Genomic DNA, 16,768 nt, shown 5'->3' on the forward strand with positions numbered 1-16,768 from the left:
GCGCTAAACCTAGCATCGCCAAGGCATACCGGCAACTTTAGCCAATGCATCGATTGTTTACAGGCAAAAAAAGACCCCGTCGTTTTCACGGCGGGGTCTTTTTTACAACGTTGAAGCGGTCAGGCTGGAGAGCGGATTAAACGCCCGAAGCCTTGGCAGCTGCCACGTCTTTGATGGACAGCTTGATACGGCCGCGGTTATCCACGTCCAGTACCAGTACTTCCACTTCCTGACCTTCCTTGAGGATGTCGGTCACTTTCTCAACGCGAGCATCGCTCAGCATGGAGATGTGAACCAGGCCGTCCTTGCCAGGCAGGATGTTGACGAATGCGCCGAAGTCGACGATGCGCTCAACCTTACCGATGTAGATCTTGCCGATCTCGGCTTCTGCGGTGATACCCAGAACGCGCTGACGTGCCGCTTCAGCTGCTTCCTTGGTTTCGCCGAAGATCTTGATCGAGCCATCGTCTTCGATATCGATCGAAGCTTTGGTCTCCTCGCAGATCGCACGAATGGTCGCGCCGCCTTTACCGATGACATCACGGATTTTGTCGGTGTCGATCTTCATCGCGATCATGGTCGGAGCGTTTTCCGACAGCTCGGTACGCGACTGGCCAATGATCTGGTTCATCTGGCCGAGAATGTTCAGGCGCGCTTCCAGGGCTTGGCCCAGAGCGATTTCCATGATCTCTTCGGTGATGCCCTTGATCTTGATGTCCATCTGCAGCGCGGTCACGCCTTTGGCGGTACCGGCTACTTTGAAGTCCATGTCGCCCAGGTGGTCTTCGTCACCCAGGATGTCGGTCAGGACGGCGAACTTCTCGCCTTCTTTAACCAGACCCATGGCGATACCGGCAACCGGCGCCTTCATCGGCACGCCGGCGTCCATCAGAGCGAGGGAGGCGCCGCAGACCGAAGCCATCGAGCTCGAACCGTTGGATTCGGTGATTTCCGATACGACCCGAATGGTGTACGGGAACACGTCAGCGGCCGGCAGCATGGCCTGAACCGAACGACGGGCCAGACGGCCGTGACCGATTTCGCGGCGACCGGCACCACCCATGCGACCACACTCGCCTACCGAGAACGGAGGGAAGTTGTAGTGCAGCATGAACGGGTCTTTTTTCTCGCCTTCGAGGGTGTCCAGCAGCTGTGCGTCACGGGCAGTACCCAGTGTTGCTACAACCAGAGCCTGGGTTTCGCCACGGGTGAACAGCGCCGAACCGTGAGTCTTCGGCAGTACGCCGACTTCGATGTTCAGCGGACGTACGGTGCGGGTGTCGCGGCCATCGATACGCGGTTTGCCGTTTACGATGTTTTCGCGAACGATGCGGTATTCGATTTCACCGAAAGCAGCTTTGACGTCGGCAGCGGAGGGCTGGCCTTCTTCGCCGGACAGCTTGGCAACGACCTGGTCCTTCAGCTCACCCAGGCGAGCGTAACGGTCGGCCTTGACGGTGATCGTGTAAGCCTGGGAGATCGCTTCGCCGAACTCGGAGCGGATAGCGCCCAGCAGTTCAGTGGCTTCGGCTTGCGGAGCCCAGGTCCAGGTTGGCTTGGCAGCTTCGGCAGCAAGCTCCTTGACGGCCTGGATAACGGCCTGGAATTCGTCGTGGGCAAACAGTACAGCGCCCAGCATCTGGTCTTCGGTCAGCTCTTTGGCTTCCGATTCAACCATCAGAACGGCTTCCGAAGTACCGGCAACGACCATGTCCAGGCTCGAAGCTTTCAGTTGTTCGTAAGTCGGGTTCAGCAGGTAGCCGGTGCTTTCGTGGAACGCAACGCGGGCAGCGCCGATCGGACCATCGAAAGGAATGCCGGAGATGGCCAGTGCGGCCGAGGTACCGATCATCGCAGCGATGTCCGGATCGGTCTTCTTGCTGGTGGAAACAACGGTGCAGACAACCTGCACTTCGTTCATGAAACCTTCTGGGAACAGCGGACGGATCGGACGGTCGATCAGTCGGGAAGTCAGGGTTTCTTTCTCGGAAGGACGGCCTTCACGCTTGAAGAAACCGCCAGGGATCTTACCGGCTGCGTAAGTCTTTTCCTGGTAGTGAACAGACAGAGGGAAGAAGCCCTTGCCTGGATCGGCTTGCTTGGCACCCACTACGGTCACCAATACGGTGACGTCGTCGTCAACGGTGACCAATACTGCGCCGGAGGCCTGACGGGCGATACGGCCAGTCTCGAGGGTAACGGTCGACTGACCGAACTGGAATTTTTTGATTACCGGGTTCACGGTGTCCTACCTTCTTTGTGGCTCTTGGGGGAACTGGTTTCTTGCGAAATTCTTGGGCAACGCCGGGAATCGGCCCGACTCGATTGTCCAGGGTAAAACGTGTATCCAGATAAAACTTGAGGCTGGGAGCCTGCCATGCGCCAACGGGAAACCCGCGGACGCACGACAGACAACCAACCTCTAGCGCAATCGCTTATTAGCGACGCAGACCCAGGCGACCGATCAGAGCGCTGTAACGGCTCACGTCTTTGCCTTTCAGGTAGTCCAGCAGCTTACGACGCTGGTTTACCATGCGGATCAGACCACGACGGGAGTGGTGATCTTTACCGTTGGCCTTGAAGTGACCTTGCAGTTTGTTGATGTTGGCGGTCAGCAGTGCAACTTGCACTTCTGGCGAACCAGTGTCACCAACAGCTTGCTGGTAGTCAGCTACGATTTGGGCTTTTTCTTGAACGTCGAGAGCCATGAGGCAATCCTTTTATCAGGAAACTGTTTCAGAAAAACAGTTTCAACAGGCCAGGGACAAATCCCTGTATCTAAAAATGAGTAGTGACCGTGCCTGTTGACAGCCACCCTCGTCCGGTCATTCTGACCGAATCAGTCGACGCGGCGCGATGCGCCCGTCTTCGCTCACTTCACCGATACCGATGAAGCGACCATTGTGATCCTGTACCCGGACCATACCGAATTTCGGTGCGTCCGGAGCTCGTACCGGCTGGCCGTTAAGCCAGTAGAACGAACTATGTTCCGAGAACTGCAACAGCGGCCAATCCAGCAGACCGCTGTCCGATGGCATCAGGAAGCGATCGACTGCTTCGTTGCCGCCTTCGGCATGTACCGCTTCCAGCTCTTCCAGGGTGACCGTCTGGGCCAGCGTGAAAGGCCCGGCCTGGGTACGTCGCAGTTCTGCAACGTAAGCGCCACAACCGAGTTGCTCACCGATATCCTCCACCAGGGTACGGATATAGGTGCCTTTGCTGCAATCCACTGCCAGCCGCGCAGTATCACCTTCGAAAGCCAGTAATTCCAAGCGCGTAATAGTAACAGAACGCGGTTCGCGCTCCACTACTTCGCCAGCACGAGCCAACTTGTACAGCGGCTGACCATCACGCTTGAGAGCCGAGTACATCGGCGGTATCTGACTGATTTGGCCACGAAAATTCGGCAACACCGCTTCGATATCGGAGCGACCAACGGTCACGGGACGCTCCTGCAAAACTTCGCCCTCGGCATCCGCCGTGGTCGTGGTTTTGCCCAGTTGCGCCAGGGTTTCGTAACCCTTGTCGGAATCGAGCAGGTATTGCGAGAACTTGGTGGCCTCACCGAAGCACAACGGCAACACACCGGTGGCCAGCGGGTCGAGACTGCCGGTGTGTCCGGCTTTCTCAGCGTTGAGCAACCAGCGGACCTTCTGCAAGGCCGCGTTGGAGGTGAACCCCAGCGGCTTGTCGAGCAAGATGATACCGCTGACGTTACGACGGATACGTTTGACCTGAGCCACCGATTACTCCTTGGTGTCTTCGGCTTCTGCCGCAACCGGATGCTGATTGTCTTCAGCCACTGCGCGCTCAATCAATGCCGACAGGTGCGCACCACGAACGACGCTTTCGTCGTAGTGGAAGTGCAACTGTGGGACGCTGCGCAGTTTCATCTCGCGAGCCAACTGCATGCGCAGAAAACCGGCGGCGGAGTTGAGCACCTTGATGCTCTGTGCGATGTCTTCGGCGCTGTCCTGCCCCATCACGGTGATGAAAATCTTGGCGTGACCGACGTCACGGCTGACTTCCACGGCGGTAATGGTGACCAGGCCGACGCGCGGGTCTTTGACTTCACGACGGATCAGTTGTGCCAGCTCGCGCTGCATCTGATCGCCGATACGTTGGGTACGGCTATATTCTTTTGCCATGTCTTGTTACCTGTTACTGCCCCACGGCGAAACCCGTGAGGTCTGAAAGCGGCAAACGCCCGGCCTGACAGAAGCCAGACCGGGCGTTGCGTTTAGAGTCCGGGTGATGCGCCGTGCATTTGCATGCGGCTGCCCATCACGGCTCTTGAAGTGCGCGAGTTAGAGGCTGCGAGCAACCTGAACCTTCTCGAAGACTTCGATCTTGTCACCGACTTTGACGTCGTTGTAGCTCTTCACGCCGATACCGCATTCCATGCCGGCACGTACTTCGGAAGCGTCATCCTTGAAGCGGCGCAGGGATTCCAGCTCGCCTTCGAAGATAACGATGTCTTCACGCAGTACACGGATTGGACGGTTACGGTGAACAGTACCCTCGATCACCATGCAACCGGCGATTGCGCCAAACTTCGGCGAACGGAACACGTCACGCACTTCGGCCACACCGAGGATGTTCTCGCGAACATCGCTGCCAAGCATACCGGTCAGGGCTTTCTTGACGTCTTCGATGATGTCGTAGATCACGTTGTAGTAACGCATATCCAGACCTTCCTGCTCGACGATCTTGCGAGCGCCGGCATCGGCACGCACGTTGAAGCCGAACAGTACAGCGTTGGAGGCCAGTGCCAGGTTGGCGTCGGATTCGGTGATACCACCGACACCGCCACCGACAACACGCACCTGCACTTCATCGTTACCCAGGCCGTTCAAGGCACCGTTCAACGCTTCCAGCGAACCACGGACGTCGGATTTGAGGACGATGTTGAGCGTCTTCTTCTCTTCCTGACCCATGCTTTCGAAGATGTTTTCCAGCTTGCCTGCGTGAGCACGGGCCAGTTTGACTTCGCGGAACTTGCCTTGACGGAACAGAGCCACTTCACGGGCTTTCTTCTCGTCGGCAACCACGCTCATCTCATCGCCAGCGTCCGGAGTACCGTCCAGGCCGAGGATCTCGACAGGGATGGCTGGACCGGCTTCCTTGATGGCCTTGCCGTTCTCGTCGAGCATGGCGCGAACACGGCCGTAGTTGGAACCGACCAGCACCATGTCGCCTTGACGCAGGGTGCCGTCCTGAACCAGAACGGTCGCCACCGGGCCACGGCCCTTGTCGAGACGCGATTCAACCACCACACCACGGCCAGGAGCCGAAGGCGTAGCTGTCAGTTCCAGAACTTCGGCTTGCAGCAGAACGGCTTCGAGCAATTCATCGACACCGGTACCCATCTTCGCCGAAACCGGTACGAATGGCGTGTCACCACCCCACTCTTCCGACGTCACGCCGTGTACCGACAATTCACTACGGATGCGATCGAGATCGGCGCCCGGCTTGTCGATCTTGTTCACCGCCACAACCAGCGGAACGCCCGCGGCTTGAGCGTGTTGAACAGCTTCGATGGTTTGCGGCATCACGCCGTCGTCCGCTGCAACGACGAGGATCACGATGTCGGTCGCCTTGGCACCACGGGCACGCATCGCGGTAAACGCGGCGTGGCCCGGGGTGTCGAGGAACGTCACCATGCCACGGTCAGTTTCAACGTGGTAGGCACCGATGTGCTGAGTAATGCCGCCGGCTTCGCCAGCTGCAACCTTCGCACGACGGATGTAGTCGAGCAGGGAAGTCTTACCGTGGTCAACGTGGCCCATTACGGTCACGACTGGCGCACGGGCAACAGCCTCGCCTTCAAACTTCAGGGACTCGGCCAGGGAATCTTCCAGGGCGGTATCGCTGACCAGGGTCACTTTGTGGCCCAGCTCTTCAGCAACCAGTTGAGCAGTTTCCTGATCGAGCACCTGGTTGATGGTCGCTGGAGTACCCAGTTTGAACATGAACTTGATGATTTCAGCTGCCTTGACCGACATCTGCTGGGCCAGATCGCCCACAGTGATGGTCTCGCCGATCTTCACTTCGCGCACGACAGGGCCGGTTGGGCTCTGGAAACCATGAGCGTTGCGCTTCTTCAGCTTGGCCTTGCCGCGACCACCACGACGGAAGCCATCGCTTTCTTCGTCGGTAGTACGAGGGGCAACGCGTGGAGCAGGCGCTTTTTCCTTGACCGAAGCACGATGCGGAGCGTTTTTGCGCTCACCATCGCCGCCACCGCGACGATTGTTATCGTCTGCACGTGGTTTGTCCGGACGGCGCTGTTCGTCACGCTTGCGGGTGTCGGCAGCCGGTGCGGCAGCTACAACCGGAGCGCTTTCACGCACAGGCTCGGCCACGGCAACAGGTGCAGCAGCAACAGGTTCGGCTGGAGCGGTCGGCGCAACAGCAGGCTGGCGACGCGCTTCTTCTTCGGCGCGACGCTTGGCTTCTTCTTCAGCCTTCTGACGAGCAGCATTTTCTACTGCGCGACGCTCTTCCAGTTCACGCTTGCGCTCGGCTTCGATTTCTTCCGGGCTGCGCTGTACGAAGACTTTCTTCTTGCGTACTTCAACGCTGATGCTTTTGCTGCCAGCAACACGCAGGGTGCTGGTGGTTTTACGCTGCAGCGTAATCTTGCGTGGTTCTTCCACTTTCGCCTTGTGGCTGCTTTTCAAGTGAGTCAGCAAAGATTGCTTCTCACTGTCAGTCACACTTTCTTCGGCGGCGGTGTGCGGCAGACCTGCCTCACGCATCTGCTGCAACAGGCGCTCTACCGGTGTTTTGACCTCATCGGCCAGTTGTTTCACCGTGACTTGCGTCATGCACTTCTCTCCTCAGGCCGCGCCTAATTACTCGAACCAGTGGGCTCGGGCGGCCATGATCAACTTGCCGGCACGATCATCGTCAATGCCGTCGATGTCGAGCAGATCGTCAATAGACTGCTCGGCCAGGTCTTCGCGGGTAATTACGCCGCGCACCGCCAGTTCCATCGCCAAATCCTTGTCCATACCCTCAAGCGAGAGCAGGTCTTCGGCCGGATGGGCGTCTGCCAGCTTTTCCTCAGTAGCGATGGCTTTGGTCAACAAACGATCCTTGGCACGAGCGCGAAGCTCGTTGACGATGTCTTCGTCAAAGCCGTCGATGTTGAGCATTTCTTCCAACGGTACGTAGGCAATCTCTTCCAGGCTGGTGAAGCCTTCATCGACCAGCACCTGGGCCAGTTCTTCGTCGACTTCCAGCTCGTCGATGAAGTTGCGCAGGATGTCGCCGGTTTCTGCTTGCTGCTTAGCCTGGATGTCCGATTCGGTCATTACGTTCAGGGTCCAGCCAGTCAATTGGCTCGCCAGACGCACGTTCTGACCACCGCGACCGATGGCCTGAGCCAGATTGTCTGCGCCAACGGCGATGTCCATTGCGTGGGCATCTTCGTCAACGATAATTGCTGCAACCTCGGCCGGGGACATGGCGTTGATTACGAATTGAGCCGGGTTGTCGTCCCACAGAACGATATCAACACGCTCACCGCCCAACTCACCCGACACTGCCTGGACGCGCGAACCGCGCATACCGATGCAAGCGCCCTGCGGGTCGATGCGTTTGTCCTTGGAGCGGACGGCGATCTTGGCGCGCGAACCCGGGTCACGGGATGCCGCCATCACTTCGATCAAGCCTTCAGCGATTTCCGGCACTTCAATGCGGAACAACTCGATCAGCATTTCCGGCGCGGTACGCGACAGGATCAGCTGCGGGCCGCGGTTCTCGGTGCGGATTTCCTTGAGCAGCGCACGCAGACGCACGCCAACCCGGAAGGTTTCGCGAGAGATGATGTCTTCACGAGCCAGCAACGCTTCAGCGTTGTTACCCAGATCGACGATTACGTTATCGCGGGTCACTTTCTTCACGGTGCCGGAGATGATTTCACCCAGGCGCTCGCGGTAAGCGTCCACAACCTGAGCACGCTCGGCTTCGCGGACTTTCTGCACGATGACTTGCTTGGCAGTCTGTGCAGCAATACGGCCGAATTCGATCGACTCGATTTTTTCTTCGACGACGTCACCCACCTTGGCACCTGGATGCGTTTCAGCAACCTTGCTCGGCCAGGTTTCGATGGCCGGATCGTCCAGGTCTGCCTCTTCGACGACCGTCCAGCGACGGAAAGTCTCGTAAGCACCGGTGTGGCGGTTGATTTCCACACGCAGATCAACTTCGTCCTCGAAACGCTTTTTGGTAGCAGTGGCCAGAGCCAGCTCCAGCGCTTCAAAAATTACGTTTGCCGGTACGCCCTTTTCATTGGATACCGACTCAACAACCAGCAGTACTTCTTTGCTCATCGTACGCCTCGCCTTTCGCAAGCCATTGGATCCGCGGGATCCGCGTCTCAGTCAAAACTGGGAATAATGTTGGCCTTGTCGATCATATCGATCGGCAACAGGAACTCATGGTCTTCTACCTGCACCACGACATCCTGTTCTTCTACACCGCGCAGAAGGCCCTGAAAGTTGCGCCGACCTTCAAAAGGCGAGCGCAGCTTGATCTTCACTTGTTCACCGGCAAATTTTGCAAACTGCTCAAGAGTGAACAGAGGGCGTTCCATGCCAGGCGAGGAAACTTCAAGGGTGTACTCAACGGAAATTGGATCTTCAACATCCAGAACACCGCTGATCTGACGGCTGACGATGGCACAATCGTCCACCAGCACACCGCCTTCTTTATCGATATAAACGCGCAACAGTGAGTGGCGACCTTGAGCCGAAAACTCAATACCCCAGCATTCATAGCCAAGGGCCACGACCACCGGGGCCAACAAGGCCTGCAACTGTTCTAGCTTGCTCGACACCTGAACCCCCTCGTGCATGTAAATGCATGCTATGCAAAATAAAAAAATGGGCGAAACGCCCATCCCTGAAACGCCGTCGAACAGCGGCGTTATAAAGTGTCCAGCTAACAAAAAGCCCCTGAAAAGGGGCTCCTTAAACTGGTTGCGGGGGCCGGATTTGAACCGACGACCTTCGGGTTATGAGCCCGACGAGCTACCAGACTGCTCCACCCCGCGACAAAGCTGGGGCGGAAGTATACGACCGATCCCTGACAGGGTCAATGTAACCTTCCACCTGCAAGAAAGCCCGCAACAGCGGGCTCTCCTGACTAATTGGTACCGAGAAGGGGACTCGAACCCCTACACCCTATGGGCACAACCACCTCAAGGTTGCGTGTCTACCAATTCCACCACCTCGGCAATACTACGTTTGAAACCCTTCTTACTTCTGCTCTTGAGCTGGAGGCACGTCAGTCGCTGGAGTAGCCGACTTTTGCTCTTGAAGCACCGGGACATCATCAGAAGCCGGTTGTTGCTTTGGAACTTCCAACACTGCCGGGTTTGGCAAACCTACTTGAGTCAGCTGATGAGCTTTCTCTTTAGCAAAGTAACCTAACCCTAAGCTGGTTATGAAGAAACCTGCGGCAAGTATAGCAGTAAACTTACTAAGAAAGGTAGAGGAACCTTGGCTTCCGAACACAGTATTTGAAGCACCTGCTCCGAAAGACGCGCCAGCATCCGCACCTTTACCCTGCTGCAGCAATACGAGAGCAACTACGCCCAATGCACCCAGCAGATGAAAAACGACTACGACTGTTTCCAGCATTTTTTCAGTTTCCCGCGGCGCGACAAATCGCACCGAACTCATCTGCATTCAGGGAAGCTCCACCAATGAGCCCCCCATCGATATCCGGCATGCCGAACAGTTCGACCGCATTGGCCGCCTTCACGCTGCCGCCGTATAGAAGCCGCACACCTCGTGCGACTTCAGAATTCTCTGCCGCCAACTGTGCGCGGATGGCTGCATGCACATCCTGCGCTTGTTGCGGCGAAGCAGTCAGCCCGGTACCAATGGCCCAGACCGGCTCGTAAGCGATTACCGCCTTCGCAAATGCACCAACACCCAGCTCCTCAATGATGCTGTCAAGCTGACGCGAGACAACTTCAAGAGTCTTTCCAGCTTCACGCTGCTCAAGGGTTTCCCCAATGCACAACACCGGAATCAAGCCACATGCCTGAGCTGCTGCGAACTTGCGGATCAGCATTCCGTCCTGCTCGCCCATTACCTGACGACGCTCGGAGTGCCCGACAAGCACCAGTGAACAGCCCGCATCCACCAACTGACTCGGAGCAACCTCACCAGTCAACGCACCTTGTGTGGACTCCACCGCAGAATTCTGCGCGCCGACTGCAATCGACTTTCCTTTCAAGCCATCAATCACTTGATTGATATGCAGGCAAGGCGGGAATACCGCAACATCAACACCGCTCGGCAAGGCCAAATCACAAAGGCCTTTGATCAGCTCAGCGACGCTGGCGCGGGTACCGTGCATCTTCCAGTTACCAGCTACCATAGGGCGACGCATGCTGTACCTCGTCGGTCAAAGTGGGCGCAGATGTTACCCAACACAATCATGGCTGGCAAGCCGAATTCAGGCAGAAACTTCACTAACCAGTTTTGCCAGCTCTTCGGCGTAGCCACGAACCTGCGTTTCGTCTTCGCCTTCGACCATGACGCGCACCAGCGGCTCTGTTCCGGACTTGCGCAAAAGCACCCGCCCACGACCCGCCATAGCCTTGGTCACACGCTCACTGGCTTCCTTGACGGAAGGATGATCAAGGGGACTAGCACCACCACCAAAACGCACATTGATCAGTATCTGAGGGCATTTACGCAACGCCTGACGAGCCTGGGCGAGCCCTTCCGATCGGGTCTTGAGCGCCTTCAACACCTGCAACGCGGCAACGATCGCATCACCCGTAGTGGTGTAATTGAAACAAACGATATGCCCCGAGTTCTCACCACCCACTAGCCAGTTACGCTCCAGCAGGTCAGCAATGACATAACGGTCACCGACATTGGCACGCACGAACGGAATCGCCAGATCTGCGAGAGCCAGCTCCAGGCCCAGGTTACTCATCAGCGTACCGACCACACCGCCCTGCAGCTTGTCACGCTCATGCAGGTCACGCGCAATGATGTACAGCAGCTCATCGCCATCAACGATGGTACCGGTGTGATCGACCATCAGAACGCGATCACCATCACCGTCAAATGCGATCCCAAGATCGGCGTGCTCGGCGAGAACAGCAGCCTGCAGTTGCCCCATATGAGTCGAACCGCAATTATCGTTGATGTTCAATCCGTTGGGTTGCGCTGAAAGAACTACCACCTCGGCCCCTAGCTCGCGAAACACGCTAGGCGCAACCTTGTAAGTCGCACCATGGGCACAGTCGATGACGATTTTCAGGCCGGAGAAGCTGGTCCCCGTCGGTACGCTACTCTTGCAGAACTCGATGTAACGACCCGAGGCGTCGTTGATTCGCGTGACCTTGCCGATCTTGCTCGACTCAACCACGGTCATTGGCGTATCCAGCAACTCCTCGATCATCAGTTCGACTTCATCCGGCAGCTTGGTGCCCTTTCCGGAGAAAAACTTGATGCCATTGTCGTCATGAGGATTGTGCGACGCACTGATCACGATACCCGCTTCAGCATGAAAGGTACGCGTCAGATAAGCGATGGCTGGCGTTGGCATTGGCCCCAGCAACATGACATCGGCGCCCGCCGACGTCAGTCCAGCTTCCAGCGCAGACTCGAACATGTAACCGGAGATCCGGGTGTCCTTGCCGACCAACACCTTGCAGGCACCCATCTTGCGGAACGCCATGCCTGCAGCCCAGCCAAGCTTTAGCATGAAATCAGGAGTAATCGGATATTGACCAACTCGACCACGAATGCCGTCGGTACCAAAGTATTTCCTGCTCATAAACACTCCATAATTCTTATTCGGCTGATGCCACTGCAGTGATCATCCTCACCACATCGACAGTTTCAGCGACATCATGGACGCGCAATATACGCGCACCCTTGTGCGAAGCCAGCGCAGCAAGGGCAAGACTGCCATACAAGCGCTCGCCCACCGGACGATTCAATGCCTGCCCGATCATGCTCTTTCGCGAAACCCCGACTAACAGGGGCCGCCCCAAGGCATGCAAGGCATCCATATGCTTGAACAAGCTTAGGTTGTGCTGCAATGTTTTGGCGAAACCGAAGCCTGGATCAAGAATGATCCGCTCAGCCGCGATCCCTACCGATGCGCACTGTGCCATGCGCTCGACAAGGAACTCACCCACTTCCTTCGTGACGTCCTGATACTGCGGATTGTCCTGCATATCGCCCGGCTCACCGAGCATATGCATCAGACAGACCGGCAGACCGGTCGCTGCCGCCGCATCCAAGGCACCATCACGACGGAGTGCACGCACGTCATTGATCAACCCGGCGCCCAGTCGTGCGGTTTCACGCATGACAGCCGGCGTGGAGGTATCGACCGAGATGATCACGTCCAGCTCGCGGCTGATCCGCTCGACAATCGGCGCTACGCGCTCCAGCTCTTCCAGTGGCGAAACCGCCCTGGCACCTGGTCGCGTCGATTCACCACCCACATCAATCAGTGTCGCGCCAGCCGCCACCATGGCTTCTGCGTGCCTTAGGGCAGCATCAAGCTGGCTGTATTGACCACCGTCAGAGAAAGAATCGGGGGTGACATTGAGAATGCCCATGACATGAGTCTGGGCCAAATCAAGAACCCGGTTGCCGCAAGGCAACCGGGTCGAGGACTGAGCAGAAGTCATTTCAAACCTTAAACATCAGCAGCCGGACCGCCAATTGGTGTTTCAGGACGCTCATCCTGCACCACCGGAGGGGTTCCGGAAGTGCCGGTGCCACCCGACCAATCGCGAGGCTCGCGAGGCGTACGACCCGCCATGATGTCATCGATCTGATCAGCATCGATCGTCTCGTACTTCATCAGGGCATCGGCCATTGCATCAAGCTTGTCACGGTTGTCCGTAAGGATCTGCTTAGCTGTGCCGTAGCATTGATCAATAATGCTGCGCACTTCGGAGTCGATCAGCTTGGCCGTCTCGCCGGAGAAACTTGCATTCTGACCACCGCCGCCGCGACCAAGGAAAACCTCACCTTCTTCTTCGGCGTACATCAAAGGACCGAGTTTCTCCGAAAGCCCCCACTTGGTCACCATGTTCCGCGCAATCTGGCTGGCACGCATGATGTCGTTGGAGGCACCGGTGGTTACACCATCGAAGCCCAGCGTCATCTCTTCAGCGATACGACCACCGTACAACGAGCAAATCTGGCTGATCAGCGCCCGCTTGGACAAGCTGTAGCGATCTTCTTCCGGCAGGAACATGGTCACACCCAAGGCGCGACCACGCGGAATAATCGACACCTTGTATACCGGATCATGCTCGGGCACGACACGACCAACAATGGCGTGACCCGCCTCGTGGTAAGCCGTGTTCTGTTTTTCTTTCTCGGACATGACCATGGATTTGCGCTCGGCACCCATCATGATCTTGTCTTTGGCCAGTTCGAATTCCTTCATTTCGACAATGCGCTTGCCAGCACGGGCGGCAAACAGCGAAGCCTCGTTTACCAGGTTGGCCAGGTCGGCACCGGAGAAGCCAGGCGTACCACGAGCGATAACGGCCGGAGCGACGTCGTCACCCATTGGCACTTTGCGCATGTGGACCTTGAGAATCTGTTCGCGGCCACGGATATCCGGCAGACCCACTACAACCTGACGGTCGAAACGGCCCGGGCGCAGCAGCGCAGGGTCCAGTACGTCTGGACGGTTGGTGGCGGCAATCACGATGATGCCGTCATTCATTTCGAAGCCATCCATCTCTACCAGCAACTGGTTGAGCGTCTGCTCGCGCTCGTCGTGACCGCCACCCATGCCGGCGCCACGATGGCGACCGACGGCGTCGATTTCGTCGATGAAGATGATGCATGGCGCGTGTTTTTTGGCCTGCTCGAACATGTCACGAACACGGCTGGCACCCACACCAACGAACATTTCGACGAAATCGGAACCGGAAATGGTGAAGAATGGCACCTTGGCTTCGCCAGCAATCGCCTTGGCCAGCAAGGTTTTACCGGTACCCGGAGGACCAACCATCAGCACGCCGCGGGGAATGCGACCGCCCAGACGCTGGAACTTGCCCGGATCACGCAGGAACTCGACCAGCTCACCGACCTCTTCCTTGGCTTCGTCACAACCGGCAACGTCAGCCAACGTGGTCTTGACCTGATCTTCAGACAGCAGGCGCGCCTTGCTCTTGCCAAAACTCATTGGCCCGCCCTTGCCTCCGGCGCCGCCCTGCATCTGCCGCATGAAGAACATGAACACGGCAATGATCACGAGGATCGGGAAGCTTGCGACCAGGAGTTGAGTCCAGATGCTTTGCTGTTCAGGCTGCTTGCCTTCGACCACGACGTGGTTATCCACCAGGTCGCCGATCAAACCATTGTCCTGGATCGCCGGACGAATGGTCTTGAAACTGTCGCCATCGTTGCGCTTGCCGGTAATCACGTAGCCATCAACCGCCACGCGCTCGACCTTGCCATCCTTGACCTGCTGGATGAAGTCGGAATAGTTGAGGGTCTGCGGCTCGTTAGGGCTGGAGAAGTTGTTCATCACCGTCACCAGGACAGCCGCGATGATCAACCACAGGATCAGATTCTTTGCCATATCGTTCAATTAACTACCCTCTGAAGCAAGCGCCGCTGATGGCGCGCGCTTCGCATGATATTCACCGGCCTAACTTACTACATTACCTACGACTTGGCAGGCGCCGTCTGTAACCCTTTGTGAAACACTTCCTACACAATATTCGTTATTTCCCACAGGGCGAAATACGAAAATCCTATTGCCCCGCAAAAAAACCTCGCTTTATTCACTCCGACCGCGGTAGCCCCAAGCCAGCATGTACTGCTCACGGGAACTGCCACGGGACGAGTCCGGTTTTATCATCTGGACCTTGTCGAATTTCTGACGAGCATCCTTTACGTAAGCATCAAACCCTTCACCCTGAAAAACCTTGATCACGAAATTACCACCCGGCTTGAGTATCCGAGCGGCCAGATCAAGAGCCAGCTCGCAAAGAAACATGGCTTTGGGCATATCTACGGCAGGCGTACCACTCATATTGGGGGCCATATCGGAAATCACAAGGTCCACCTGCGAATTACCCACAGCCTCAAGGATCCGGCCAAGCACTTCGTCCTGAGTGAAGTCACCCTGGATGAAAGTCACGTCCGGAATGCTGTCCATTTCCAGGATGTCCGAGGCGATCAGACGTCCCTGCCCCCCAATCAGCCGGCTAGTGACCTGCGACCAGCCACCAGGCGCCGCACCCAGGTCGACAACGCTCATGCCCGGACGGATCAGCTTGTATTTCTCCTGGACCTCCAGAAGCTTGTAACTCGCACGCGAGCGGTAGCCATCCTTCTGCGCCTGCTTCACATAGGGGTCATTGACATGTCTTTTCAGCCAACCAAGGCTTGTCTTGGAACGCGCCATTGGGCACCTCGTTGATAAGGGTCGTGATTAATTGGGCGGATCCACGAACCCTCGGGTAAAATGGCCGCCATTTTACAGAATCCAGACGAAAGGGTCAGATTATGCCGCTCACTCAAGAGCAGAAGAAACAGTACAAATCCATTGGCCACCACCTGAAACCAGTTTTGATTGTGGCTGACAATGGTTTGACTGAAGGTGTTTTAGCCGAATTTGAACGCGCTTTGGCGGATCACGAGCTGATCAAAATCAAGCTCAACATCCTGGATCGCGAGTCGCGCCTGGCGTCCATTGCAGAACTGTGCAAGGTCGGCAGGGCGGACCTGGTTCAGGTCATCGGCAAGATGGCACTGATTTACCGCAAAAACTTCAGCGTCAACAAGCAGCTGTCGAACGTCCATCGCTTCAAGTGATGGCAAGGGTCAAGGGTGTGCTTCGCGCACCCTGCCACTCCACCCAGGCACCGGCTGTATGACCAGCACCAGTCCGGAAAAGCCCAGGACAAGATAACTGAACACCTGCCAACGCACCGCGTCGGGCCACCCGACACGCACCGCGAAGTGCATCGCGCACGCGCCCAGCCCCATCAGCAACAGCTGCCCACGAATATCGCACCATAGACTGGCAAGGCCCTCGGCCTGAATCAGCACCAAAGCCTGAAAAACCAGACACACTGTGGCAAAACCCACCATCAATGCACTCAGCATGCCTGCAATTTCGTCGATCAGCAGCGGTGCCAGGCCAATCAGCCCCAGCACCGGCAACAGACCGATATGCAACAACCACAGGCCGCCAACCCACAACATCTGAGTCAGCTGCCAAAGCACCGCGCCCGCACGAAGCAGGCGCCTGCTTTTACCTTCAGATGTGGCGAACTTCGACAATCTCGTACTCGATGACGCCGCTCGGCGTCTTGACCGCGACCACGTCACCCTCTTCCTTGGCAATCAGGGCGCGGGCGATGGGTGAACCGACAGAGATCTTGCCGAGCTTGATGTCTGCCTCGTCCTCACCAACGATCTGGTAGGTCACGCTTTCATCAGTCTCGACGTTGGCGATCTCAACGGTCGTGCCGAAAATCACCTTGCCAGTATGTGCAATGGTCGTGACATCAATCACCACTGCATTTTGCATGCGGCCTTCGATGTCACGGATCCGCGCCTCAACCATACCCTGCTGCTCGCGAGCAGCGTGGTATTCGGCGTTTTCCTTCAAGTCACCCAACTCGCGGGCCGTACCGATGTCCTGGCTGAGCTTCGGACGAACGACCTTGGTCAGGTGAGCATGTTCTTCTTCCAGGGCGCGAGCGCCCTGAACGGTCATTGGGTACTTCGTTATG

General features: G+C 57.1%; 16 protein-coding genes and 2 tRNA genes. 1 reads left to right on the forward strand and 17 read right to left on the reverse strand.

Features of this window, described 5'->3' with window-relative positions; translation table 11 throughout:
- Positions 1 to 136: 136 nt before the first annotated feature.
- The 15 genes from pnp to rlmE all read right to left on the reverse strand — a co-directional run bounded on the left by pnp (position 137) and on the right by rlmE (position 15,432).
- Positions 137 to 2,242 carry a polyribonucleotide nucleotidyltransferase gene (pnp, locus tag F7R06_RS20510; RefSeq protein WP_090315948.1) on the reverse strand — a complete coding sequence of 702 codons (2,106 nt, stop codon included), beginning with the start codon at positions 2,240 to 2,242 and terminating at the stop codon, positions 137 to 139.
- A gap of 196 nt (positions 2,243 to 2,438) precedes the next feature.
- A complete protein-coding gene (gene rpsO / locus F7R06_RS20515; RefSeq protein ID WP_046820615.1) occupies positions 2,439 to 2,708 on the reverse strand; it encodes a 30S ribosomal protein S15 in 270 nt (89 codons plus the stop codon).
- A 117-nt stretch (positions 2,709 to 2,825) separates the two neighbouring features.
- Complete coding sequence (gene truB, locus F7R06_RS20520) at positions 2,826 to 3,743, reverse strand: tRNA pseudouridine(55) synthase TruB (protein WP_047537524.1); 918 nt, start codon at positions 3,741 to 3,743, stop codon at positions 2,826 to 2,828.
- A 3-nt stretch (positions 3,744 to 3,746) separates the two neighbouring features.
- Entirely contained in the window at positions 3,747 to 4,148 is a 402-nt protein-coding gene (gene rbfA, locus F7R06_RS20525) for a 30S ribosome-binding factor RbfA (RefSeq protein ID WP_034148332.1), read from the reverse strand.
- A gap of 159 nt (positions 4,149 to 4,307) precedes the next feature.
- Complete coding sequence (infB, locus tag F7R06_RS20530; RefSeq protein ID WP_090315942.1) at positions 4,308 to 6,830, reverse strand: translation initiation factor IF-2; 2,523 nt, start codon at positions 6,828 to 6,830, stop codon at positions 4,308 to 4,310.
- Positions 6,831 to 6,857: 27 nt separating this feature from the next.
- Positions 6,858 to 8,339: a transcription termination factor NusA gene (nusA, locus tag F7R06_RS20535; protein ID WP_047537517.1), complete on the reverse strand. Its 1,482-nt coding sequence runs from the start codon at positions 8,337 to 8,339 to the stop codon at positions 6,858 to 6,860.
- A gap of 47 nt (positions 8,340 to 8,386) precedes the next feature.
- Positions 8,387 to 8,845 (reverse strand): ribosome maturation factor RimP, encoded by a 459-nt coding sequence (rimP, locus tag F7R06_RS20540; RefSeq protein ID WP_149972091.1) that lies wholly within the window; start codon positions 8,843 to 8,845, stop codon positions 8,387 to 8,389.
- 139 nt (positions 8,846 to 8,984) lie between these two features.
- Positions 8,985 to 9,061 (reverse strand) — tRNA-Met (locus F7R06_RS20545).
- Positions 9,062 to 9,158: 97 nt separating this feature from the next.
- A tRNA-Leu gene (locus tag F7R06_RS20550) sits at positions 9,159 to 9,244 on the reverse strand.
- Between the two features lie 22 nt (positions 9,245 to 9,266).
- Positions 9,267 to 9,650 carry a preprotein translocase subunit SecG gene (gene secG / locus F7R06_RS20555; RefSeq protein ID WP_017336473.1) on the reverse strand — a complete coding sequence of 128 codons (384 nt, stop codon included), beginning with the start codon at positions 9,648 to 9,650 and terminating at the stop codon, positions 9,267 to 9,269.
- Between the two features lie 4 nt (positions 9,651 to 9,654).
- Positions 9,655 to 10,410 carry a triose-phosphate isomerase gene (tpiA, locus tag F7R06_RS20560; protein ID WP_090315936.1) on the reverse strand — a complete coding sequence of 252 codons (756 nt, stop codon included), beginning with the start codon at positions 10,408 to 10,410 and terminating at the stop codon, positions 9,655 to 9,657.
- A 66-nt stretch (positions 10,411 to 10,476) separates the two neighbouring features.
- On the reverse strand, positions 10,477 to 11,814 hold the full coding sequence (glmM, locus tag F7R06_RS20565; protein WP_090315935.1) for a phosphoglucosamine mutase: 1,338 nt from the start codon (positions 11,812 to 11,814) through the stop codon (positions 10,477 to 10,479).
- Positions 11,815 to 11,830: 16 nt separating this feature from the next.
- A complete protein-coding gene (gene folP, locus F7R06_RS20570) occupies positions 11,831 to 12,682 on the reverse strand; it encodes a dihydropteroate synthase (RefSeq protein WP_090315932.1) in 852 nt (283 codons plus the stop codon).
- 8 nt (positions 12,683 to 12,690) lie between these two features.
- The gene (gene ftsH / locus F7R06_RS20575; protein WP_090315927.1) at positions 12,691 to 14,601 is read right to left on the reverse strand and encodes an ATP-dependent zinc metalloprotease FtsH; all 1,911 of its coding nucleotides are present in this window, start codon (positions 14,599 to 14,601) and stop codon (positions 12,691 to 12,693) included.
- Between the two features lie 201 nt (positions 14,602 to 14,802).
- Positions 14,803 to 15,432, reverse strand: coding sequence for a 23S rRNA (uridine(2552)-2'-O)-methyltransferase RlmE (gene rlmE, locus F7R06_RS20580; protein WP_090315922.1), 630 nt, complete (start codon positions 15,430 to 15,432; stop codon positions 14,803 to 14,805).
- 101 nt (positions 15,433 to 15,533) lie between these two features.
- On the opposite strand from rlmE, the gene F7R06_RS20585 reads away from it, so the two are divergent.
- Positions 15,534 to 15,842, forward strand: a complete 309-nt coding sequence (locus F7R06_RS20585; RefSeq protein WP_090315918.1) for a YhbY family RNA-binding protein — start codon at positions 15,534 to 15,536, stop codon at positions 15,840 to 15,842.
- Positions 15,843 to 15,851: 9 nt separating this feature from the next.
- Here F7R06_RS20585 and F7R06_RS20590 read toward each other — a convergent pair whose 3' ends face one another.
- Both F7R06_RS20590 and greA read right to left on the reverse strand, forming a co-directional pair.
- Positions 15,852 to 16,256, reverse strand: coding sequence for an MFS transporter (locus F7R06_RS20590; protein ID WP_090318309.1), 405 nt, complete (start codon positions 16,254 to 16,256; stop codon positions 15,852 to 15,854).
- 34 nt (positions 16,257 to 16,290) lie between these two features.
- Positions 16,291 to 16,767: a transcription elongation factor GreA gene (gene greA, locus F7R06_RS20595; RefSeq protein WP_047539307.1), complete on the reverse strand. Its 477-nt coding sequence runs from the start codon at positions 16,765 to 16,767 to the stop codon at positions 16,291 to 16,293.
- Position 16,768 lies beyond the last annotated feature (1 nt).

The sequence above is a fragment of the Pseudomonas moorei genome (assembly GCF_008801475.1).
In the GTDB taxonomy this organism is placed as follows: domain Bacteria; phylum Pseudomonadota; class Gammaproteobacteria; order Pseudomonadales; family Pseudomonadaceae; genus Aquipseudomonas; species Aquipseudomonas moorei.